The organism is Longimicrobium sp. (assembly GCF_048594345.1).
In the GTDB taxonomy this organism is placed as follows: Bacteria; Gemmatimonadota; Gemmatimonadetes; order Longimicrobiales; family Longimicrobiaceae; genus Longimicrobium.
This window is the reverse complement of the sequence record NZ_JBMDXM010000054.1, coordinates 37,596-59,441: the sequence shown is the minus strand read 5'-3', so window position 1 is coordinate 59,441 and position 21,846 is coordinate 37,596. Positions and strand designations below refer to the sequence as shown.

The 21,846-nt window shown below is 70.3% G+C and carries 18 protein-coding genes; 1 reads left to right on the top strand and 17 read right to left on the bottom strand.

The window, feature by feature from the left end:
• Positions 1-171 precede the first annotated feature (171 nt).
• Complete coding sequence (locus tag ACOJUJ_RS06525) at positions 172-2,271, top strand: M20/M25/M40 family metallo-hydrolase (RefSeq protein WP_420126045.1); 2,100 nt, start codon at positions 172-174, stop codon at positions 2,269-2,271.
• A gap of 166 nt (positions 2,272-2,437) precedes the next feature.
• Here ACOJUJ_RS06525 and ACOJUJ_RS06520 read toward each other — a convergent pair whose 3' ends face one another.
• The 17 genes from ACOJUJ_RS06520 to ACOJUJ_RS06440 form a co-directional block, all read right to left on the bottom strand.
• Positions 2,438-2,974 (bottom strand): hypothetical protein, encoded by a 537-nt coding sequence (locus ACOJUJ_RS06520; RefSeq protein WP_420126044.1) that lies wholly within the window; start codon positions 2,972-2,974, stop codon positions 2,438-2,440.
• A gap of 173 nt (positions 2,975-3,147) precedes the next feature.
• A complete protein-coding gene (locus ACOJUJ_RS06515) occupies positions 3,148-5,157 on the bottom strand; it encodes an ATP-binding protein (protein ID WP_420126043.1) in 2,010 nt (669 codons plus the stop codon).
• Positions 5,144-6,538: an ATP-binding protein gene (locus ACOJUJ_RS06510; RefSeq protein ID WP_420126042.1), complete on the bottom strand. Its 1,395-nt coding sequence runs from the start codon at positions 6,536-6,538 to the stop codon at positions 5,144-5,146. Before ACOJUJ_RS06510 ends, ACOJUJ_RS06515 begins: the two co-directional genes overlap by 14 nt.
• Positions 6,535-7,551 carry a SpoIIE family protein phosphatase gene (locus ACOJUJ_RS06505; protein ID WP_420126041.1) on the bottom strand — a complete coding sequence of 339 codons (1,017 nt, stop codon included), beginning with the start codon at positions 7,549-7,551 and terminating at the stop codon, positions 6,535-6,537. Before ACOJUJ_RS06505 ends, ACOJUJ_RS06510 begins: the two co-directional genes overlap by 4 nt.
• Complete coding sequence (locus tag ACOJUJ_RS06500; protein WP_420126040.1) at positions 7,542-7,946, bottom strand: anti-sigma regulatory factor; 405 nt, start codon at positions 7,944-7,946, stop codon at positions 7,542-7,544. The genes ACOJUJ_RS06505 and ACOJUJ_RS06500 overlap by 10 nt, the downstream gene beginning before the upstream one ends.
• Positions 7,927-8,322, bottom strand: a complete 396-nt coding sequence (locus ACOJUJ_RS06495) for an STAS domain-containing protein (RefSeq protein ID WP_420126039.1) — start codon at positions 8,320-8,322, stop codon at positions 7,927-7,929. The genes ACOJUJ_RS06500 and ACOJUJ_RS06495 overlap by 20 nt, the downstream gene beginning before the upstream one ends.
• 3 nt (positions 8,323-8,325) lie before the next feature.
• Positions 8,326-9,183: an STAS domain-containing protein gene (locus tag ACOJUJ_RS06490; RefSeq protein ID WP_420126038.1), complete on the bottom strand. Its 858-nt coding sequence runs from the start codon at positions 9,181-9,183 to the stop codon at positions 8,326-8,328.
• Positions 9,184-9,438: 255 nt separating this feature from the next.
• Positions 9,439-9,675, bottom strand: coding sequence for a toxin-antitoxin system HicB family antitoxin (locus ACOJUJ_RS06485; RefSeq protein ID WP_420126037.1), 237 nt, complete (start codon positions 9,673-9,675; stop codon positions 9,439-9,441).
• A 516-nt stretch (positions 9,676-10,191) separates the two neighbouring features.
• On the bottom strand, positions 10,192-11,226 hold the full coding sequence (locus ACOJUJ_RS06480) for an ABC transporter ATP-binding protein (RefSeq protein WP_420126132.1): 1,035 nt from the start codon (positions 11,224-11,226) through the stop codon (positions 10,192-10,194).
• 248 nt (positions 11,227-11,474) lie between these two features.
• Positions 11,475-12,647, bottom strand: coding sequence for an ABC transporter ATP-binding protein (locus ACOJUJ_RS06475; RefSeq protein ID WP_420126036.1), 1,173 nt, complete (start codon positions 12,645-12,647; stop codon positions 11,475-11,477).
• 58 nt (positions 12,648-12,705) lie between these two features.
• Positions 12,706-13,347: a Uma2 family endonuclease gene (locus ACOJUJ_RS06470; RefSeq protein ID WP_420126035.1), complete on the bottom strand. Its 642-nt coding sequence runs from the start codon at positions 13,345-13,347 to the stop codon at positions 12,706-12,708.
• 7 nt (positions 13,348-13,354) lie between these two features.
• Positions 13,355-14,476 (bottom strand): oligopeptide ABC transporter permease, encoded by a 1,122-nt coding sequence (gene opp4C / locus ACOJUJ_RS06465; RefSeq protein WP_420126034.1) that lies wholly within the window; start codon positions 14,474-14,476, stop codon positions 13,355-13,357.
• Between the two features lie 48 nt (positions 14,477-14,524).
• Complete coding sequence (locus tag ACOJUJ_RS06460; RefSeq protein WP_420126033.1) at positions 14,525-15,511, bottom strand: ABC transporter permease; 987 nt, start codon at positions 15,509-15,511, stop codon at positions 14,525-14,527.
• A gap of 1 nt (position 15,512) precedes the next feature.
• Complete coding sequence (locus ACOJUJ_RS06455; RefSeq protein ID WP_420126032.1) at positions 15,513-17,231, bottom strand: ABC transporter substrate-binding protein; 1,719 nt, start codon at positions 17,229-17,231, stop codon at positions 15,513-15,515.
• 16 nt (positions 17,232-17,247) lie between these two features.
• Positions 17,248-18,918: an ABC transporter substrate-binding protein gene (locus ACOJUJ_RS06450; RefSeq protein WP_420126031.1), complete on the bottom strand. Its 1,671-nt coding sequence runs from the start codon at positions 18,916-18,918 to the stop codon at positions 17,248-17,250.
• 125 nt (positions 18,919-19,043) lie between these two features.
• On the bottom strand, positions 19,044-20,690 hold the full coding sequence (locus ACOJUJ_RS06445) for an ABC transporter substrate-binding protein (RefSeq protein WP_420126030.1): 1,647 nt from the start codon (positions 20,688-20,690) through the stop codon (positions 19,044-19,046).
• Positions 20,691-20,727: 37 nt separating this feature from the next.
• On the bottom strand, positions 20,728-21,561 hold the full coding sequence (locus ACOJUJ_RS06440; RefSeq protein ID WP_420126029.1) for a lipoate--protein ligase family protein: 834 nt from the start codon (positions 21,559-21,561) through the stop codon (positions 20,728-20,730).
• Positions 21,562-21,846 lie beyond the last annotated feature (285 nt).

Genomic DNA, 21,846 nt, shown 5'->3' with positions numbered 1-21,846 from the left:
TTCGTACCAGCTGCTGGGCCTGCTAGCCGGACCGATGTTGCTGGCCGACCTGCTCCGCGCCGGAAGTACGACCGATGGGGGTGGTGTCGGGAAGGCGGCTTTGCGTGGCGGGCGTGGCGGCGTAGTTTGCGCCATCCGCTCGAACCCGTCTTCCTCCACTGGCAGACCACCGTGCTCCGACGCATCCTTCCTCTGTCGCTCCTGCTTCCGGCGGCGCTCGGCGCGCAGAAGGCCATGACGGGCTACGCGCCGCAGGCCGCCGCGCGCGAGCGCGCCGCCGAGGCCGCCGCCGTCGCCGCGCCCAGCCCGCAGCGCTCCGAGCGCCACGCGCGCGTCCTTTCCGCCGAGACGCACGTGGCCGGCACCCCGGCCCAGCGCCGCACCGCCGACTACGTGATCGCGCAGATGCGCGAGATGGGGCTGGAGACGGAGGTGCGCACGTACCGCATCTGGCTTCCCCACGCCACCTCCGTCCGCGCCTGGCGCATCTCCCCCGATCCCGTCGAGCTTGATCTGGCGGAGCCGGCCATTGCGGGCGATCCGTTCAGCGCGATGGAGCAGTACCTTACCGTCAACGGCTACTCCGCGGCGGGCGATGCCACGGGCGAGGTGGTCTACGTCAACTACGGGCTCATCGAGGACTACCGGCGGCTGGATTCGCTGGGGATCAGCGTGCGCGGCAAGATCGCCGTCGCGCGCTACGGGCGGTCGTTCCGCGGCATCAAGGCGCGCGAGGCGGAGCGGAACGGCGCGGTGGGGCTCATCATCTACAGCGACCCGCGCGACGACGGGTACATGGCGGGCGACGTGTATCCCGAAGGCCCCATGCGGCCCGACGGTGCGGTGCAGCGGGGGAGTGTGATGAACACCAACGGCGACCCCGCCACGCCGGGATGGGCCAGCCACGCCGACGCGCGGCACGTCCCGGTCGAGCAGATGACCATCCCGCACATCCCCGTCGTCCCCATGGCGTACGGTGACGCGGCGGAGCTGCTGCGCGGCGTCCGCGGCACCGACGTGCCCGGCGACTGGCAGGGCGGCCTTCCCTTTCGCTACCACATCGGTCCCGGTCCGGTCACGGCGCGCATTCAGGTGACCACGGACGCGGCAACCGGCGGATGGAAGGACATCCACAACACCTTCGGCATCATCCGCGGGACGGAGTTTCCCGACGAGATCGTGATGATGGGCGGTCACCGCGACGCCTGGGGTCCCGGCTCCGTGGACAACGTGAGCGGCACCGTGGCGGTGATGGAGGCCGCGCAGGCGCTGGCGGAGCAGGCGCGCGCCGGGCAGCGGCCGCGCCGCACCGTCGTGTTTGCCACGTGGGACGCGGAGGAGTGGGGGCTCATCGGCAGCACCGAGTACGTGGAGGACGACTCGGCGCGGCTCACGCGAGGCGGGGTGGCGTACCTTAACCAAGACGCCTCGGCGTTCGGCCCCGACTTTGGCGGAGGCGGGTCGCCGTCACTGCGCGAAACCCTGCGCGACGTGGCGCGCGTGGTCCCCGATCCGGGCGGGGAGGGAAGCGTCTATCAGGCGTGGCGCCGGAACCAGGCGGTGGCGGCGGACTCGCTGGAGCCGGAGATGGGCGATCCGGGCGGCGGGTCGGACTTTGCCGGGTTCTACAACCACCTGGGCATTCCGCACCTGGACTGGGGTTTTGGCGGCCCGTACGGCGTGTACCACTCGCAGTACGACAACTTCACCTGGATGAAGCGCTTTGGCGATCCGCAGTTCACCCGCCACGCCGCCACCGCCAGCGTGGGCGCCGCGCTGATGCTGCGCCTGGCCAACGCCGACGTGCTTCCGTATGACTACGCGGAGTTCGCGCGCACCATGCGGCGCTACGTCCCCGCGATGGAGACCGCCGCCACCCGCCACGGCTGGGACGTGTCGATGCAGCCGCTGTCGGACGCGATCGGGCGGATGGAGACGGCGGCGGCGGCGTTCCAGCAGGCGCGGGATGCGCGCCTGGCCTCCGGTGCCCCCGCCGCCGCCGTCCTGGCGCGCACCAACGCCGCGCTCATGCGGGTGGAGCGCGCGCTCACGCGTCCCGAGGGCCTGCGCACGCGTCCCTGGTTCCGCGGCCTGATCTACGCCGCGGACGAGAACAACGGCTACAGCAACGTGGTGTTTCCCTCCGTCACCGAGGCCATCCGCGCCCAGGACCGTGCGCTGACGGAGCGCGAGATCACCGACCTGGCCACCCGCTTTACCGCCGCCGCCGCCGCGCTGGACCAAGCCCGCCAGGCGCTCGGCGGCTCCTGATCCGCTCGTTTACGCTCGGGTACGAAAACAAAGAGGAGGGGGTACAGAGGAGCAGGGAAAAGCCGGAGGAACAGAGAAGATCCTCTGTTCCTCCGGCTTTCTCTGTCCCTCTGTACCCCATCCTCTTTTGCTCTTTTCGGATCCAGGTGATCCGATCCGCCGAGCGTCAGTTGTCGTCCAGCGCCTCGAAGGCGGCCTGGTTGGCGACGAAGAACTGGATGTTCTCCTTCAGCGTGCCCCCAGGCATCCCCGCGAGCGCCTGCTCACCACCCATCTGCACCATCATGTGGCCGAACATGGCCTGCATCATGGAGAACAGGAAGGTCACGTACTCGCGGCTCGTCATCCCCGCGCCGTTGATGGCGCTCTTGATGCGCGGCTCGTTGTCGAACGCCGCCGCGATCTCGCCCAGGTCGATGTCCGAGGGGTTGTCCATGTCGACATGGTCCTCGATGTCGATGTCCTCGTCCTCCAGCTCCTTGAGCGCGTTGGTGGCGCGGACGAACTTGTCGAGGTTGCCGCTGGTGAGGCGGTAGTTGGCCAGCGCCGGATCCCGGAACATCTGCTGGATGGCTTCCATGCCCTGGCCCGGCTGCGCCGCGGCGGTGGACACGTCGGCCGCGACGGCGGCAAGGGACAGGCCGGCCAGCGCCAGCACACGGACGAACACGCGCGGCATGCGCGCGGCGAGGACGTTGGTCATGGAAGATGAACTCCTGCGGAAGTTTCCGGAACGGGGGCCTGCGGATGGGGCGGGCACGTAAACGTAATCCCGAAGCGCCTCCGCGGCTACTGTCGAAGCGTGGTACGCGCCCGCCGGGCAAGGAGTTTCATCCACCCGCCGAAAAGACGCGCTTCGCCCCGGCCGCTCACCCTTCAGCGGGGCGGGGCGAGCATCGGCAGGCGCAGGGTAAAGGCGCTGCCCTGGCCGGGAGCGCTCTCCACCACCACGTCGCCGCCCAGCAGCCGCGCCAGGTTGCGGGTCACGCTAAGCCCCAGCCCGGTGCCGCCCACGCGCCGGGTGGGTGCCTGCTCCACCTGGCTGAACGCGTCCCAGATGCGCTCCAGGTTCTCCGGCGCGATGCCGATCCCCGTATCGCGCACCTGCAGCACCGCGTGGCCGTCGTGCGCGGCCAGCGAGACGGCTACCTCGCCCTCGTCGGTGAACTTGACCGCGTTGGAAAGCAGGTTCAGCACGATCTGGTGCACCTTGCCGCTGTCCGTCTCCACCGGGACGGGGTGGGCGGGGACCTGCACGCGGAACGCCAGCCCCTTTTCGCGCGCCAGCGGCTCCACCAGCTCGGCCGCCTCGCGGGTAAGGCCGCCCAGGTCCAGCGCTTCGAGGTGCACCTCTTCGCGCCCCGCCTCCAGCCGCGAGAACAGCAGCACTTCTTCGATCAGCCGCAGCAGGTGCTTGGAGCCCACGCGGATGCGGGACAGCTGCTCGCGCTGCGCCGCGTTCAGGTCGCCGGCCACCCCGGCGTCCAGCAGGTCCGCGTAGCCGATGATGGCGTTGAGCGGCGTGCGCAGCTCGTGGCTCATCACGGCCAGGAACTCGCCCTTGGCCGCGTTGGCGTGGATGGCCTCGGCGTAGAGCCGCGCGTTGTCCACCGCCAGCGCCACGCGCCCGCCCAGCTCCTCCAGCCGCGCCGCGTCGTCGGCGGTGTAGCGCGGAAGACCGTCGCCCGCGGCGGCGGTCAGCGCGCCCACCACCTGGCCGCGCGCGAACAGCGGCACGGACAGGTACGAGCGCACCCCCGCCGCGCGCAGCGCCTCCGCCAGCTCGCCCTCCGCCCGCGCGGTGTCGTGCACCAGCACCGTCTGGCCGGTGCGGGCCGCCTGGAACGGCGCCGACCGCGGGTGGTCCGCGGCAAAGGCGGCGTCAAACGCGGCGGCGCGCTTCGCCAGCTCCGCGTCGCGGCAGCATTCCACGGCCGCGCGGCGCAGCCCTTCGGCGTCCACCAGGTCCACCGCGCACCAGTCCGCCAGCGTGTCCACCAGCCGCTCGGCCACGCGGGGGAGCGTGGAGGGGATGTCCATCGACGAGGCCAGCGCGGCGCCGGCGTCGGCGAACAACGCCTGCCACGCCTCGGCCCGCCGCCGATGGCTGACGTCCGTGTGCATCCCCACCCACTCCCGTACGCGGCCATCGCCGTCCAGAAGGGGGATGGCGGACACGGAGACGTGGCGGTACTCGCCGTCGTGGCGGCGCAGGCGATAGTCCGCGGCAAACTGGGATCGCTCCTCGCTGGCGCGCGACCACGCGGCGCGGACGCGCTCACGGTCGTCGGGGTGCACGCACGCCATCGCCCCCCCGCCCAGGGACTTTTCCGGCGCCTGCCCGGTGAACGCCGTCCACGCGGGCTGCTCGGTGACGAACATCCCCTCCGGCGACGCCGTCCAGACGATGGCGCTGGTGGCCGCGACCAGCGAGCGGAAGCGCTCTTCGCTCTCGCGCACCGCCGCCTCCACCTCGCGCGCGCGCAAGAGGGCGTTCACCGTGGCCACCAGCACGCGCGGCTCCACCGGCTGGGTAAGGTAGCCGTCCGCGCCCAGGTCCAGCCCCTGCACCCGGTGCTCGGGGGTGCGGTAGGCGGCGGAAAGGTACAGGACGGGGATGGTGGCGGTTTCCGGCGCCGTCTTGATGCGGCGGCACACCTCAAACCCGTCCAGGTCGGGCAGGTTCACGTCCAGCAGCACCAGGTCCGGGTCCTGGCTGCGGACCAGGCGCAGCGCCTCCTCGCCCGTGGCGGCGTCCACCACCTCGAAGCCCGCCTGCCGCAGCACGCGCGAGGTGGCGTAGCGGCCGGCCTCGTAGTCGTCCACGTTCAGCACCAGCGCGTGGCGCCGCACGGGAGCGGCGGCGCGCGGCTCAACGTCCGTCATCATCCCCCTCCTCTCCCCCGCTGCGCCCCGCAGGCTCGTGGTACTCGCGCGGCAGCTCCAGCGTAAAGACGGAGCCCCGTCCCGGCTCGCTCTGCACCCCCAGCGTCCCCCCCAGCAGCTCCGCAAGCTTGCGCGAAAGCGGCAGCCCCAGCCCGGTGCCCCGGCGGCGGCGCTGCACGTGGCCGTCCACCTGGGCAAAGTCCTCGAAGATGCGCGCCTGGTCCTCGGCCGCGATCCCCACCCCCGTGTCCGCCACGCGGAAGAGGACGCGGTCCCCGTCCGCCATTCGCGCGGAAACGCGCACCTCGCCGGCCTCGGTGAACTTGAGGGCGTTGGACACCAGGTTGCGCAGGATCTGGGCGACCTTGGGCTCGTCCGTCAGCAGCGGCGGCAGTGCGGACGCGTCGTCGAACCACAGCTGCGTGCGTTCCCCCGCCAGCAGCGGCCGCAACGTGGCGCGCAGCGCGTTGAACAGCTCGCCCGCGGTGAACGGCGTGGGGCGCACTGCGGCTTTTCCCGCCTCCACCTTGGCCGTGTCCAGCAGGTCGTCCACCAGCCCCAGCAGGTCCTGCGCGCTGCGGCGGATGAACCCCACCTGCTTTTCCTGCTCCTCTTCCAGCGGGCCGTCCACGTGGTTCAGCAGCAGCCCGCTCAGCGCCAGAATGCTGTCCAGCGGCGTGCGGAACTCGTGCCCCATGTACGACATGAACTGCGCGCGCAGCTTGTTGGCGCGCCGCAGCTGCTCCATCCGCTCGTCCAGTTCGGCGTACAGCGCCACCACGCCGCGATTGGTGTCTTCAAGCTCCTGGTTCAGCCGCGACAGGTCTTCCTGCCGCGCGCGCACCTCCGCCAGCGCCGCCACCAGCTCCGCGTTCTGCCGCTGCAGCTCCTGTACGGGGTCCGCCGGCCGCAGCCCCGCCAGCTCCGCCACGATCCGCGCCCGCGCCGCCGCGTCCACGGCTCCGCCGCGCGGCAGCCGCTTGGCCAGCTCCACGGTGGTTCCCTCGCCCGGCGCCGTCCGCACCTCGAAGCGGTCCATCAATCGCCGGGTGCCGATGAGCCCCATCCCCATCCCCGTGCGCGAGACGTAGCGCCCGTCCAGCACCTCGTCGATGTGGGGGATGCCGGGCCCCGCGTCGGACACCCGCGCCACCAGGTGCTGCTCCCCCGGCGCGCCGCGGACGTCGAAGGCGATGCGGCCGTCGCGCGCGTAGCGGACGGCGTTGCGTGCCACCTCGCTTACGGCCGTGGCAAAGCGCACCTGGTCCTGCCCGTCCAGCCCCAGCCGCACCGCCACCTCGCGCGCCCGCTGCCGCGCGGACACCACGTCCGCGTCCGCGCGCAGCTCCAACGTGCAGAGCGGGGCGGCCGGCGCGCTCACCACGCACCCACCTCCCGCGCCACGACCACCGTGGCGTCGTCGCTGCCGCGGCAAAAGTCGCGGTACAGCACCGCCGCGATCACCGCCGGGTCGCGGCGGGCCAGCCCGGGGTACGCGTCCAGGCTCCACCGCCCGCTGATGCCGTCCGAGTGCATCACCAGCACCCAGGGGTTGGGCAGGGCGGTCTCGAACGCCTGCACCTTGCGCATCTCGCTCCCCACGATCCCCGCGTGCGTCACCAGCGTGCGGCTCTGCCCCGGCGTCCACAGGGTCGCGGAAACGTTGCCCACGCCGGCGTAGCGCACCACGCCCGCGTCCAGCGCGATCTCCGCCACCGAGACGGCGGCGCCGCGGGTGTGGCGGATCGCCCCGTGCATCCGCTCCAGCAGCCGCTCCGGCGCCTCGGCGGAATGTTCGTCAAACGCCCGGGTGGCGCCCTGCGCCGCCACGGCCGCGTCGGGCCCGTGGCCCAGGCCGTCCGCGCAGACGAGCATGCAGCGGCGGCCGGAGTGCGCCACCGACCAGTGGTCGCCGCACACCGTCTGCCCCGGCTTGGCCACGCTCACCCCGCCCACGGAAACGGCGGTGTCCGGCGCCCCCGGCTCGCCCCCCCAGACCCGGGCCAGGACGATGGTCCCCTTGCCGGGAGTGGAGAAGACGTCGAACTCGTCCGACACCCGCGACAGCGCGCCCAGCCCCGTTCCCGGGCTTCCCGCGGTGGAAAAGCCGTCCGCCAGGCACTGCTCCACGTTGCGCATCCCCTGCCCGCGGTCCACCGCCAGCAGCTCCACGCCGCGCGCCGCGCCCCGGCCGCAGGGGCGCACGATCACCACGCCCACGCCGGGCGCGTGCTTGGCCAGGTTGGTCGCCGCCTCCGTGGCCGCCAGCGCGGCCCGCCCCGCGTCCGTCTCGTCCAGCCCCAGCGCCTGCGCAAGGCTGGCGGCGCGCCGGCGCACGTCGCCCGCCCCCGAGGGGTCCGTCACCGAAAGGGCAAAGCCGCCCGTCACTTCCATTTCACCACCGTGATGCGCGTGCCCTGTCCGGCCGCCGATTCGATGGCGAACTCGTTCACCAGCCGCCGGGCCCCGCCCAGCCCCAGGCCCAGGCCGCCGCCCGTGGTGTAGCCGTCGCGCAGCGCCGTTTCCACGTCGGGGATGCCGGGCCCCTGGTCCGCGAACACCAGGCGCAGCCCTTTGCGGGCGCCGTCCTCCAGCGCCTCCATGAGGAGCGTGCCGCCGCCGCCGTAGACCACCGTGTTGCGCGCCAGCTCGCTGGCCGCGGTCACCAGCTTGGTCTGGTCGACCAGGCTGAAGCCCATCTCCACCGCCCAGCTGCGCACCGCCTGCCGCGCGCGCACCACGTCGTCCTCCGCGCGCAGCGGGCGCGACTCATCCTTCCGAACCCGCATCGTCCACCGGATCGGGTTCGGGTTCCATCACCCCGCGCAGCAGCTCCATCCCGCGCTCCACGTTCAGCGCGGTGCGCACGCCGGGAAGCGAAAGGCCCAGCTCTACCAGGGTGATGGCCACCGCCGGCTGCATTCCCACCACCACCGTCACCGCGTCCAGCACGCGCGACATGGCCGCGATGTCGCCCAGCACGCGGCCGATGAAGCTGTCCACGATCTCCAGCGACGAGATGTCGATCAGCACGCCGCGCGCGCCGTCCTTGACGATGCGTTCGGTAAGATCGTCCTGCAGCGCCAGGGCCAGCCGGTCGTGCATGTCCACCTGGATGGTGACCAGCAGCACCCGGCCCATCTTGAGGATGGGGATGCGCTCCATGGCTCAGGCACGCACGCGGGCGACGGTGTACCCCGTCACCTTGAGCGCGACGGCGATGGCGTCGGCCAGCGTGGCCTTGGTGGTTACGTTCTCCAGCATCACCCCCAGGTGCACCATGGTCTGCGCGATCTGCGGGCGAATGCCGCTGATGATGCACTCGGCCCCCATCAGCCGCGCCGCCGCCACCGTCTTGATCAGGTGCTGCGCGACGAGGGTATCGACGGTCGGCACACCGGTGATGTCGATGATGGCCACCGACGCCCCCGTCTCGACGATGCGGGTGAGCAGGTTTTCCATCACCACCTGCGTCCGCGCGCTGTCCAGCGTGCCGATGAGGGGGACGGCCACCACGCCTTCCCAGATCTTCACCACCGGGGTGGAAAGCTCCAGCAGCTCCTGCTGCTGCCGCGCGATCACGTCCTCGCGGCTGCGCTGGGCCACTTCGGTGGTGTAGAGACCCAGCCGGTCCAGCAGCGTGGTGGCCGCCCACGTTTCGCGCGCCAGCGCCGCGGTGTCGGGGACGCGGGCGCGCAGCCGCGCGAACAGCGGGCGCTTGAGCGAAAAGACGAACATCGCCGTCTCCGACGGGCTGAACCCCTGCATGGCCCGCGCGCGGGAAAGCCGGTCCAGCAGGTCGCGCACGGGCTCCCACGAGGCGCCGGACGGGTCGTCCAGCCGCCCCTGCGCCGCGGCGGCGCGCACCAGGGCAAGGAACTCGGCCGACTGCTGGCGCAGCTCTACCTCCGACAGCAGGTCGCGGCGGGTGGTGACCCCCGCCGTCTGCTCACCGATCCACTCTTCCAGCAGCGCGGCTTCGTCTTCGGCAAGGATGGCGGGAATGACGCTGGTGGGCTCGGCCATGGTTCCGATCCGATCTGATGGTGAAGCGCGCTGTGGAGAGACGTACGCGAGATCCGTCCGGGGCGCCGGTGCAGCGTGGCGGCGAGGATAGTACGCGGCGAATGCCCGGTCGGACAAGGCGTTTGTCCGCGGGCTCAAACAAATGATTCACGCGATCTCCGTGCCGCGCGCCCCGGCTTCGCCCCCGCGTACAAGCAAGCGTGGCCGCCCCGTACGGGACGGCCACTCTCCTGCGTCTGCGCGGCGGCGGCAGGGTCAGACGCGGTCGCGTTCGTCCGGCTCCACGTCGGGTACCTGGGCCAGGGCTGCCTCGTACCGGCCGCGGCTGCCGCGGGCGGCGCGCTCGCGCAGGTAGTCCTCGGTCATCAGCGCCGACATCTTCTCGGCCACCGCCGTCGCCACGAACTGATTGATCGAGATCCCGTCGCGCGACGCGAGCTCCTTCACCTGTCTGTGCAGCGAGTCCCGTAGTCTGAGGCTGAGTACGCTCATTACAACGCTCCTAGACGTCGCAGAAAGTCGGCCGCAGTGTGGTGATCAGCACGGGCTTGGGCGGCCCAGTGCCAAGCTTATGAAGGTGACAAAGCGGACATCGATTGTCAATCGTGCACTTTTCTGCGGAAGAACTCAGGCTCGGCTGCAGCGACAAACTGAGAAAAACGGCTTTCATACCAAATCCAGCAAAACACCTCACCTCAAGCCGGACTACAAGAACAGAGGTCAGGGTACAGAGGAACAGGGAACAGCCAGAGGAACAGAGGAGGAATGCGGATCACCTCTGTTCCTCTGGCTGTTCTCCGTCCCTCTGTACCTTCCGATGTTGTTCTTCCGGATTCGGTATGATCATGATCATCACGTGGAGGCGCGGAGGAAGGGTGTATTCTCCGTGTCTCCGCACCCTCCACGTCTCCGCGTGAGATCTTCGGTCTCCGGATCCGGCCCAGGCGGGAGCGTAAAGAAGAAGCGCGGCCCAGGTGGACCGCGCTTCTTCTTCCGGCAGATGTCTCGCTACTGCAGCACCGGCAGCGCGCCGGCGGCCTTTCCATCGAAGCCGGCGCCCAGCGGCACTTTGATGCACGCCGCGAAGTGACCGCCGCCCTTGTCCGCCAGCGGCGGGACGATCTGGGCGCAGTCCGCGTCCTTGAGCGGATGGTGGCAGCGCGGGTGGAACGGGCATCCCGGCGGCGGGTTGGCCGGCGAGGGCACGTCGCCCTGCAGCATGATGCGCTCGCGCCGGATCCGCGGGTCCGGAATCGGCACCGCGGAAAGCAGCGCCTGCGTGTACGGCATCAGCGGGTTGCGGTACAGCTCGTCGCTGTCCGCCAGCTCCACGATGCGGCCCAGGTACATCACCGCCACCCGATCGCTGATGTGCTCCACCACCGACAGGTCGTGGGCGATGAACAGGTAGCTCAGCCCGAACTGGTTCTGCAGGTCCTGCAGCAGGTTGATCACCTGCGCCTGCACCGACACGTCCAGCGCCGACACCGGCTCGTCGCACACGATCAGCTCCGGCTCCACCGCCAGCGCGCGGGCAATGCCCAGGCGCTGCCGCTGCCCGCCGCTGAACTCGTGCGGGTAGCGCACCGCGTGCTCCGGCCGCAGCCCCACGATGCGCAGCAGCTCGGCGATGCGGTCGTTGGCCTTTTGCCCCGTCGCGATCTTGTGTATGGCCAGCACCTCCCGCAGCATGTCCGCGATGGTCATGCGCGGGTTGAGCGAGCTGTACGGGTCCTGAAAGACGATCTGCACCCGGCGCCGCATGCGCCGCAGCTCGTCCTTGCCCATCTCGAAGATGTTGGTCCCGTCAAACTGGGCCATCCCCGCCGTGGGCTCGATCAGCTTGAGGATGGCGCGCCCCGTGGTGCTCTTTCCGCACCCCGACTCGCCCACCATCCCCAGCGTTTCGCCCTTGCGCAGGAAGAAGGATACCCCGTCCACCGCCTTTACGTCGCCCACGTGGCGGTTGAAGAATCCCTTCTTGATGGGGAAGTACTTCTTCAGCCCGCGCACCACCAGCAGCGCGTCCTGCGGGGGCTCCATGTCGTCGGGCGTCTGCCCGCGCAGGTCGCTGTCGCCCTTGGCCGGCGGCAGCGGCAGGTCGCGCTCGCCCGGGTCCCTGGCCACCGCGCGCGCCGCCGCGTCCACCCGTTCCGGGTCCGCCCCGGCGCGCTCCATCCCCGCGCCGATCAGCGGCTCCGCGCCGGTGTGCGGCCGCTCGCCGCCGCTGCGCTGGCCGTCCGCCGCGCCGTGCCCGCCCGCGGGGGTGCGCCCCTCCGGCGTGTTCGCCATCAGACCACCTCCTCCCCGCCCGCGTCCACGTCGGGCGCCAAGTCCGGGTCACCGGCCACCGGCGTGTGCGCGCCCGTCCCCGTCAGCGCGCCGTCGGGCGTAAAGCCGCCCGTCTCGCGCCGCACCTCGTCGCGCCGCTCGGGATACTTCACCAGCCAGCACTTGTTCTTGCGGCCGGGGCCGATCTCGAACAGCGGCGGCGCCTCCTTCTCGGTCTTTTCCCAGCCGTAAGGGCAGCGGTCGTGAAAGCGGCACCCCACCGGCCAGTTGAGCGGCGAAGGCACCACGCCGGGGATCACCGCCAGCCGCGTCTTTTCACCGCCCAGCTTGGGCATGGAGCGCAGCAGCCCCTCGGTGTAGGGGTTCTGGGGGTTGTGGAACACGTCGTCCACCGGCCCCTCCTCGAACACCTGCCCGGCGTACATCACGATCACGCGGTCGCAGGTTTCCGCCACCACCCCCAGGTCGTGGGTGATGAGGATGATGGACATTCCCAGCTCGCTCTGCAACCGGTTGAGCAGCTCCAGGATCTGCGCCTGGATGGTCACGTCCAGCGCCGTCGTGGGCTCGTCGGCGATCAGCAGCTTGGGGTCGCACGCCAGCGCCATGGCGATCATCACGCGCTGGCGCATGCCGCCGGACAGCTGGTGCGGGTACTCGTCCACGCGCTGGTGGGGGATGGGGATGCCCACCAGCTGCAGCATCTCGATGGCCCGGTCGCGCGCCTGCTTCTTGTTGAGCCCCTGGTGCAGCCGCAGCGACTCCACGATCTGGTCGCCCACGGTGAACACGGGGTTCAGCGAGGTCATGGGCTCCTGAAAGATCATGGCGATGTCGTTGCCGCGGATCTGGCGCATGCGCGCCTCTGTGGCCTGCGCCAGGTCTTCCATCCCACCGTCCGCGCCGCGGAACAGGATGCGCGACCCCTCCTGGATCTTTCCGGGCGGCTGGGGGATCAGGCGCATCACCGACAGCGAGGTGACGGACTTGCCGCTTCCCGACTCGCCCACGATCCCCAGCGTTTCGCCGGGGTTTACGTGAAACGACACGCCGTCCACCGCGCGCGCCACGCCGCCGTCGGTGGTGAACCAGGTGCGCAGGTTTTCCACCTGCAGAATGGGCCCGCCCGCCGCGTCGCGCGCCGCCGAGCCCGTGATGTCCCGTTCCTTCAAATCAGCCCCCATTCCCTGTACGCCGCCCACTGCCCCGGGCGCTCGGCTCCCATCCACGTCATGGCTGCTCCTTCTGGCCCGGCGAGCTGCTCCACGCCTCGATCACCAACGGCAGTCGCGGATGCGGATTCTGCCAGAGCCATGCGACCGGAATCCACATCCCGGGGAGGGCGGCCTCGCTCCGCAGCACCGGAGGCTCGTCCAGCGCAACGGGTTCGTACACGCCGCCGGTACCCAGGCGATACGCTTCTACACGCTCCCGCAACGGATCCACCAGCCAGTACTCGGGGACGCCGGCCTGCTCGTACTCGTAGTACTTCACGCCCCGGTCCACCGCGCGCGTGGAAGGACTGACGACTTCAACCACCAGGTCCACCGCGCCTTCCACGAACGTGCCGTGCGCCCGGTCCGCGTGCTCCCTGCGGATGAAGAAGACGTCGGGCTCGCGTGCCGTCTCCTCGTTCAGGCGGACCGGATAGGCGTTGACGTACGTTTCGCCCAGCCCGTCGTGAACGTCCGACCAGTACTGGATGATGGATGACAGAAAGCGGCTCAGCCGTCCCTGAGGTTCGTTTCCCGGACTCACGACGTACACCCTCCCGTCCACCCATTCCGCATGCACCCCGTCGTACGCCTCGAGATATTCCTCGAACGACATGGCAGGCCCGTCGACCTGAACCGGCGGCGCGTACGTAGCCATCACGTCCTCACGTCCGCAGGCGCGGGTCCAGCGCGTCGCGCAGGCCGTCGCCCAGCAGGTTGAACGCCACCACCGTCAGCACGATGGCCAGGCCGGGAAAGGTGGCGATCCACCACGCCTGCGTAAGCGCGTCGCGGCCGTCCGACACCATGTTTCCCCAGCTGGGCGTGGGCGGCTGCACGCCCAGGCCCAGGAAGGAAAGCGACGCCTCCGTCAGGATGGTGAGGCCGATGCCCAGGGTGGCCGACACGATGACCGGCGCCATGGTGTTGGGGACCACGTGGCGCAGGATGATGCGCCAGTCGCCCATCCCCAGCGCCCGCGCCGCCTGCACGAACTCGCGCTCGCGCAGGCTCAGCACCTCGCCGCGCACGATGCGCGACGTGCCCATCCACCCCGTAAGGCCCAGCACCACCACCACCAGCCAGATGCTCTGGTTCTCGAACACCGCGATCACCACGATCAGCAGCACCAGGCGCGGAAAGGCCAGCATCATGTCCGTAAAACGCATCAGCACCGAATCGACCCAGCCGCCAAAGTAGCCGGCCAGCGCCCCGATCAGCGTGCCCAGCGTCACGCTGATCCCCACCGCCACAAAGCCGATGGACAGCGAGATGCGGGCGCCGTACAGCACGCGGCTGAAGATGTCGCGCCCGAACTTGTCGGTGCCCATCAGGTGCTCGGCGCTGGGCGGCAGGTAGCGCGAGGTGATGATGTCGCCCTGCGCCGCCGGATCGAACGGCGCGATCAGCGGGGTGATGAGGGTGATGACGTACAGCAGCACCATCACCACCAGCCCCGCGATGGCCAGCTTGTTCTTTTTGAAGTGCCGCGCCGCGATGGCCCACTGGCTGTCGCCCTTGACCCGGCCGCGGGCCAGGTGCGCCGGGCTTACCGACCGCCAGGTGGAGCGCAGCAGCAGCAGCGCCAGCACCAGCAGCGTGGCCAGCGCGAGGTAGATGTCCACCCCCACCCGCCGCATCCCGGGGATCCCGCGGATCTTGGCCAGCGACAGGTAGACGATGGAGAACAGGAACCCCCACGCCAGCACCAGCGTGATGATGCGCGCCCACGCCGCGCCCCCGGCGCGGACGGGCGCACCGCCGCCCTCGGGCACGGCGGGCGGCATGGGCTCGGGCGGAACGGACTCAACGTCAGGAGAAGCGCGCACCATTGTCTACTCGTTCCGGATGCGGGGGTCGACCACGGCGTACAGCACGTCCGACAGCAGGTTGCCCAGAACCACGATGGCCGCGATGACGAAGCTGGTGGCCATCACCAGCGGGTAGTCGCGGGCCAGGATGGCCTCGACGATGGTACGCCCCATCCCGGGCCAGGCAAAGATGGTTTCCACCAGCACCGCGCCGGACAGCAGGAAGGGCAGGTACAGGCCCAGCAGGGTGATGATGGGGATGAGCGCGTTGCGCAGCGCGTGCTTGAAGATCACCGTGCGCTCGCTGAGCCCCTTTGCCCGCGCCGTGCGGATGAAGTCCTGGTGAATCACCTCCAGCATGGCGCCGCGCATGTACCGCGCGACGCCCGCCGCCGAGCCGATGCCCAGCGCCACCGCGGGCAGGAACAGGTGCCGGGCGCGGTCCATCAGCTTGCCGCCGGCCCCCATGTACTCGTACTCGATCCCCGTCATCCCCGACGCGGGGAACTGGATGGGCCACCCTTCCTGCCCCGCGCGCAGCGAGAAGATCAGGATCAGCATCAGGGCGAACCAGAAGCTGGGCATCGAGTAGAAGAACAGCGCCAGAAAGGTGAGCACGTTGTCGGCGATGCTGTACTGCCGCACCGCCTGCACGATGCCGATCAGCATCCCCACCACGAAGATCACCACCAGCGAGATCAGCGTGAGCTGCAGCGTGTTCCACAGCACCACGGGCAGGATCTCGTTGATGGGGCGCATCTGCCCGAACGAGTAGCCGAAGTCGCCGCGGATGAAGGACCAGAGCCAGCGGCCGTACTGAATGTGCAGCGGCTGGTCCAGCCCCAGGTTTTTGCGCATCTGCTCGATGACCTCGGGGCTCACGTTCGGATTGCTGAAAATCCGGTCCGTGGGGTCGCCCGGGGCCAGGTGCATCACGAAGAAGATGAGCGTCAGGATCCCCAGCAGGAGGGGGATGGCGCCCAGGAGCCGCCGCAGCAGGTAGCCGATCATCTCACCGTCCCGTGTCCCTCTTCGCGGTGTCGTCCGCGGCGCCGGCGGCCCCGCCGGCCAGCCACCACTTCCAAATGTCCTGGTACGCGCCGTACGCGTCGGCCCTGACGCCCCGCAGGCGGGGGTCCCGTGCGGTGACGGGTCCGTAGTAGTACAGCCAGGTGTAGGGCTGCGTCTGCACGATCCGCTCCGCGACGCTCCGCCACACCGGCGCGGCCGCCGCCAGCGTGGGCTGCGCCTCGGCCTGGGCGATCAGCCGCAGCGCCTCGGGATCGTCGAAGCCCACGAAGTTGAGCTGCGTGTCCTTGCCGAACAGCGGGCCCAGCGCGCCGGACAGCTCCACCCCCCAGCTGCCCAGGATCACGTCGAAGTTGCGATCGCCAAACTGCCGCTCCGACACGCTGCCGAACTCCATCTGCTGCAGCCGCGCGTCCACGCCAACCTCGCGCCACATCCGTTGCAGGATCTGCGACACGTCGGCGCGGCGCTGGTTGCTGGTGTTGGTGAGCAGCGTGAACTGGAACGGCTTGCCGTCCTTTTCGCGGATGCCGTCGCCGTCGGTGTCGCGCCACCCCGCGGCCTCCAGCAGCCGCCTGGCCCCCGCCGTGTCGTACGGCAGCGGCCGAAGCCGCTGCGGGTCGTGAAAGTCCTTCAGGATGGGCGGAAACGGACCCGACGCCTGCTGCACCCACTCGTCCATGCGCAGCTGGCGGATGATCGCCGGCACGTCGATCGCCATTCCCAGCGCCCGGCGCACGTTGGCGTCGGCGAACATGGGGCGGCGGGCGTTGTAGCCCAGGAACTCCCAGAAGCGCCCCGACTCGGCGTCGAACTGCAGCTGCGGCGCCTGCTGCCGCAGCGCGGGGATCTGGTCGAAGGTCACGCCGCGCGACCAGTGCACCGCGCCGTTGCGCAGCTCCACCAGCCGCGTGGTGGGCTCGGGGATGATGCGGATGACGATGCGGTCCAGCAGGGGGCGCACGGAAAAGTGCGGGTTGGGCACCAGGGTGATCTGCGCCCCCGGCTGGTGCTGGCCGATGCTAAACGCCCCGCTCACCACCAGGCTTTGCGGCCGGCTGATGCTGGGGTGCGTGCTCAGCGCCCCCGGCGCCACGTCCCCGTAGACGTGGCGCGGGATGATGCCCAGTCCCGAGTCGAACACCATCTCGGGGTAGCGGCGCTTGAAGTGGAACGTCACGGTGGAGTCGTTCTCGGCCACCACCGAGTCGATCTGCTGCGCGTTCTGCTGGCGCGGCGACGCGACCACCGTGTCGGCGTACAGCCCGTAGGTGAACACCACGTCGTGCGCGGTGATGGGCTCGCCGTCGCTCCACCGCAGCGCGCTGCGCATGCGGTAGCGGATGCTGGAGGAGTCGGGGTTGGCGTACTCCCAGTGCCAGGCCATGGCCATGGGCGACTGGTCGGAGAGCAGCGCCACCAGCCGCCCGTCGCGCCAGGCGCCGCGGGTCAGGCCCATGTACATGATGTCCATCATGTCCGAGTCCAGCCCGCTCGTAAAGAACAGGGGAAACGGCTGCTGCACGTCGGCGGGCTCGGCCACCACCGCGGTGCCGCCGCGGCGGGGCTCGCCCTCCTTGCCCGGCGTGCCGCCGGAGCGCTCCTCTCCTCCGCCGCCCCGTTCGCAGGCGGCGGCCATCACCAGCAGGGCGAGCACTCCCGCGCGGCCCGCCGCCGCGCCCCTCCAGCCCCGTGCGTTCATCCGGTCCGTCCGTGTGTCAGCGGTTGGCGCGCATGTTGGGAAGCAGGTACCACTGCCTGATGTTCACCCAGTCGCCGCGGGCGTCGGGGTTCACGTTGCGAAGGCGCTCGTGCACCCCCTCCAGGCGTCGCGTAAAGTACAGAATGGAGTACGGCTGGTCCTGCGCGATCTGGCGCTGGTACTGGTTCCACACCGGCCGCGACGCGTTGCGGTCCACGATGGTGGGAAGCGTGTCCAGCAGCCGGTCCGTCTCGGGGTTGCAGTACGACACCCACTGGTACGGGTCCTTGAGCTTGTCGCAGTGGAACAGGTCGGTGTCGTCGATGCGGAACTCCGTGACCCAGGCGATGAGCACCGCGTCGTAGTCGCGATTCTCCACGTCCTGGATCTTGTCCAGCAGGCTGCCCCACTCCATCAGCTGCGTGCGCACGTCGATTCCCAGGGCCCGCAGCTGGCTTTGCAGGATGACGAGGATGTCTTCGCGCTCGCGGTTGCCCTGGTTGGTGATGATGGTGAACCGGAACGGCTGCCCCTGCGCGTTCTCCAGGATGCCGTCGCCGTTGCGGTCCTGCCATCCCGCCTCGGCCAGCAGCCGCTTGGCGGCCGCCGTGTCGTGCTTGAGCTCCGCGCCCGCCTGCGGGTCGTGGTTCCAGAACATGGGCGGGATGGTGGTGTTGCCCAGCTCGCCGTAGCCGCGCCGCACCGCCTGCACGATGGCCTCGCGGTTCAGCCCCATGGTGAGCGCCCGCCGCACCCGCACGTCCTTGAACATCTCGCGCTTCTCGTTCCACCCCACCATCAGGAACTGGCGGTCGGGAAAGGAAAGAATGCGCGACGCGGGCGACGCTTCGATCTGCGAGGCCTGGTCGGCCGTGGCCGCGATGTAGTAGTCCAGGTTTCCCCGCAGCAGCTCGGCCATGAGCGTCGTGGGCTCCGGGATGATGCGGTACACCAGCCGGTCGGCGTACGGGCGCCCGCCCAGCTCTTTGGGAAAGTTCTCGTTGGCCGCGAACACCCAGCGCTGCCCGGGCAGGTGCTCCACGAACTTGAACGGCCCGTTCCCCACCGGGCTCTTGGTGCCGAACGGGTGCGTCTTCATGGCCGAGGCCGCCGTCCCTTCCAGCACGTGCCGGGGCACGGGCGAGAACGAGCGCCAGGGATCCATGAAGTCGGCGTGCGGCCGCATGCCGATGCGGATGGTGAACGAGTCCACCACCGTGGCGTCGCGGTAGTGCGTCCAGAACGCGGTGTTGGGGAACAGCGTTTCCGGGTTGCGCGCCATGTCGTACGAGTACTTTACGTCGTACGCGGTCGTCTTCTTTCCGTCGTGCCAGAAGACGTCGTTGCGCAGGTGGAACGTAAGCTCGCTGGTGTCGGCGTTCACCTCCCACGAGCGCGCCAGCCAGGGGATGGGCTCGAACTTCTCGTTGTAGGTGATCAGCGGCATGAACAGCACGTACTGCTGCACCTGGTTGGCCGTGTGGTCCGAGCTGGTGAGCGGGTTCATGTCGGGGATGGCCCCGATGGCGCCCACGACGATGGTGCCGCCAAAGCGCTGCGCCTCGGGCACGTCGGGCTCGTTGGCGGCGCGCTTTTCCGCGCCGCCCTTGGCGGGGGCGTCGCCGCCGCCGCCGCAGGCGGCCAGCAGGGCGAGCGCCAGCAGGGCAAGGTGCTGCTTGGTCTTCATGGCGTATGGTCGGTGCGTCGGGGAAACCGGCGGTGCGCCGGGCAGTGCGTGACAACACGGGAAACGAGCCCCGGCGGAGCGGGGCCCATCCCTCGATGTACCTGCCTGTGGCGTCGCCAGTTCCGTCAGCGCTGCCGGTTGGCCGGGATCCACCAGTCCCGGATGTTTACGATCTTGCTGCGCGCGTCCGTTTCCACGTTGCGCGGGCGCGGGCCCACACCGGCCATGTCCTCGGACCAGTACAGAAAGGTGATGGGCTGGTCCTGGTGCAGCACCTGGCTGTGCTGCGCCCAGATTCCCTTGGCCTGCGCGGGGTCCGTCGCCCGCAGCCCCTGCTCCATCAGCGCGTCCGCCCGTGGGTTGCAGTAGCCGGTGCGGTTTGCGGAGTTCTTGATCTGCGCCTGGGCGCAGCTGAACAGCGGGCTGGGATCCACCTTGAACGTGTCCAGCGACCAGTTGGCGAGCACCGCGTCGTACTCGCGCGCCTTGTAGCGCTGCAGCATGGACTGGAACTCCTGCGGCTGGATCTGCACGTCGACCCCCACCTGCCGCAGCTGCCGCTGAACCACCTGCGCGATGTCGGCGTGCAGGCGGTTGCTGGAGTTGATCGTCAGTGTAAAGCGCAGCGGCTGCCCGCTCTTTTCCAGGATGCCGTCGCCGTTGGCGTCGGCGAACCCCGCCTGCTGCAGGAGCGCCCTTGCGCCGTTGGGGTCGTGCGTCAGCGGGGCCAGCTCGGTGTACATGGGGCTCCAGGGCGGGATCATCCCGCTGGCCGGCACGCCAAAGCCCTGCAGCAGGCCGTCGATGATCTGCTGCCGGTTGATCCCCATGGTCATCGCCCGCCGCACCCGCGCGTCGGCGAAGAGCGGGCGGGTGTTGTTCCACGCAAAGAAGGTGAACTCGCGCGACGGGTAGTGGCGCAGCTCGACCCCGCTCTGGTTCTTGATCTGTGCCGCCTGGTCCGGCAGCAGGGTGTAGCCGATCATGTCCGCGGTCCCGTTGATCAGCTCCGTGACCATCGTCGTGGCCTCAGGGGTGACGCGGAAGACGACGCGGTTCAGGTTGGGGCGGCCGCCCAGCGCGGCGGGAAAGCTCGGGTTGGCCTCGAAGGTGGCCGACTGGTTGGCGCGCCATTCCACGAACTTGAACGGTCCGCTGCCCACCGGGTTGCGGTTGTACGGGTGCCGGCCCAGCTCGGCGGCGGGCACGGTGCCCAGCAGGTGCTTGGGCAGCGGCGGCCACCAGAAGCCGTCCAGCGCCTGCGCGTGCGGCGCCACGAAGGAAAAGCGGACGGTGTGCGGGTCCACCACCGTGGCCGACTGCACCATGTTCATGTACGCGGAGCCCAGCAGCGACGCGGTGGCCGGGTCCTTGGCCATGTCGAAGGTGAACTTCACGTCTTCGGCGGTGACGGGCTTGCCGTCGTGCCACATCACGTCGCGCCGCAGAAAGAAGGTGACGGCGCTGTCGGTGAGCTCCCACCGCTCCGCCAGCCAGGGCACCGGCTGCAGCTTGGCGTCGTACTGGATGAGCGGGGTGAACAGCATGTGCTTGACCACGTCGTCCGTGGTCAGGTGCGTGTTGGTGACGGGGTTGAACGCCTGAAAGTCGGCCAGCATGTCGATGGCGACGGTGCCCCCCTCCACCGGGGTGCCGCCCTTTTCGCCCGCTTTGTCGCCGCCCGCTCCGCCCCCGCCGTCTCCCCCGCCGCAGGCCGCGAGCCCCGCGGCACAGACGAGCGCAAGCAGGTGCCTGGCGATGGATGCGTTCATTCCTCCCCCTCCCCAATGATCGGTGCGTTGCCGCCGGCTACACCGCCGGCCCCCCAGAGGGCGCCTCACGATGCCAAGTCCATGCCGGGTCTTCGTACCGCGCCCGATGACCCCTCGCGCGCTCCTCCTCCACCGCCGTCATCCCGCCCCGCTCCAGCGCCACGCCCAACACCTCCATCCACCCCTCCGCCAGCGCATCCACCAGCGCGTCCCACGCCGGCTCGCGCCCCAGCAGCGCCGCCAGCGTGGCCGGCGCGTCCCCGGCGATGACGGCGTGGCCGGGGAGCATGAGTTCCGGGACGGCGGACTGGTCGTCGTGGATGGGGAGCGAGCCGTGCTGCAGCATCACCCCCCGCTCGCGCCGCTGCGCGCTGCCGATCAGCTTGCGTCCCCCGGCGGTCACCTCGCCCTCCACCGGCTGCTCGAAGCAGGGGGCCAGCGACGGGACCGGCGCGCGCTCCGGACCGGCGGGGTGCAGCCGCGCGTCCACCCCCAGCCGCCGCAGCCCGGCGACCAGCGCCCGGTTGATGGCGGCGTACGCCTGCCGCAGCGTGCCCAGCTCGTCTTCCCGCGCGGCGACGGAATAGGTGAGCTCGCGATGGTGCAGCACGGCGCGCCCGCCGGTGGGCCGGCGCACCACGTCGATCCCGCGCCGGCGGAGCGCGTCGCGGTCGTACCCGTCCGACGGCTGGTTGCGGCCCAGCGAAAGGCAGGGCGGGCTCCAGCGGTACACGCGCAGCACGGGCGGGCCGCCGTTGCGCACGCTGTCGGCCAGCGCCTCGTCCACGGCCATGTTCCACGCGCCGGGCGCGGGCGGCGTGTCCACCAGACGCCAGCGCGCGCGCGCCGCCGCCGCGGGTTGTGGGTGCATGGGGTGCGAGATTAGAGCGCGGACCGTGTGCCCGTCAAGGTGACGGGATTTGAGCGCCCAGGTTGGACCGCGCGGAGCCAGCGGCCGTTTCCCGTGCCGTCTGCACCGGGTTCGTGGCGCGGCGGGGCGGGGCGGATCGCATCAACCGGATCCCTCGCCGGGGTGATGTGAGGAAGGGAATGCGCCCGCGCCCGTTCATGCGGCGGATGCGCAGCTCGCGACGCGCCGGGAGCCGTTCGCATCCTCATGATGTACGGGAGGGTGCGGCGGGGACATCGTTAGCGT

Coding starts and splice junctions, on each gene's coding strand:
- opp4C (WP_420126034.1), bottom strand. CDS start 14,476: ATGCCGCCCGCCGTGCCCGAGGGCGGCGGTGCGCCCGTCCGCGCCGGG.
- ACOJUJ_RS06505 (WP_420126041.1), bottom strand. CDS start 7,551: ATGGAAGTGACGGGCGGCTTTGCCCTTTCGGTGACGGACCCCTCGGGG.
- ACOJUJ_RS06520 (WP_420126044.1), bottom strand. CDS start 2,974: ATGACCAACGTCCTCGCCGCGCGCATGCCGCGCGTGTTCGTCCGTGTG.
- ACOJUJ_RS06515 (WP_420126043.1), bottom strand. CDS start 5,157: ATGACGGACGTTGAGCCGCGCGCCGCCGCTCCCGTGCGGCGCCACGCG.
- ACOJUJ_RS06455 (WP_420126032.1), bottom strand. CDS start 17,231: ATGAACGCACGGGGCTGGAGGGGCGCGGCGGCGGGCCGCGCGGGAGTG.
- ACOJUJ_RS06495 (WP_420126039.1), bottom strand. CDS start 8,322: ATGGAGCGCATCCCCATCCTCAAGATGGGCCGGGTGCTGCTGGTCACC.
- ACOJUJ_RS06460 (WP_420126033.1), bottom strand. CDS start 15,511: ATGATCGGCTACCTGCTGCGGCGGCTCCTGGGCGCCATCCCCCTCCTG.
- ACOJUJ_RS06445 (WP_420126030.1), bottom strand. CDS start 20,690: ATGAACGCATCCATCGCCAGGCACCTGCTTGCGCTCGTCTGTGCCGCG.
- ACOJUJ_RS06490 (WP_420126038.1), bottom strand. CDS start 9,183: ATGGCCGAGCCCACCAGCGTCATTCCCGCCATCCTTGCCGAAGACGAA.
- ACOJUJ_RS06500 (WP_420126040.1), bottom strand. CDS start 7,946: ATGCGGGTTCGGAAGGATGAGTCGCGCCCGCTGCGCGCGGAGGACGAC.
- ACOJUJ_RS06440 (WP_420126029.1), bottom strand. CDS start 21,561: ATGCACCCACAACCCGCGGCGGCGGCGCGCGCGCGCTGGCGTCTGGTG.
- ACOJUJ_RS06470 (WP_420126035.1), bottom strand. CDS start 13,347: ATGGCTACGTACGCGCCGCCGGTTCAGGTCGACGGGCCTGCCATGTCG.
- ACOJUJ_RS06450 (WP_420126031.1), bottom strand. CDS start 18,918: ATGAAGACCAAGCAGCACCTTGCCCTGCTGGCGCTCGCCCTGCTGGCC.
- ACOJUJ_RS06485 (WP_420126037.1), bottom strand. CDS start 9,675: ATGAGCGTACTCAGCCTCAGACTACGGGACTCGCTGCACAGACAGGTG.
- ACOJUJ_RS06480 (WP_420126132.1), bottom strand. CDS start 11,226: ATGGAGCCCCCGCAGGACGCGCTGCTGGTGGTGCGCGGGCTGAAGAAG.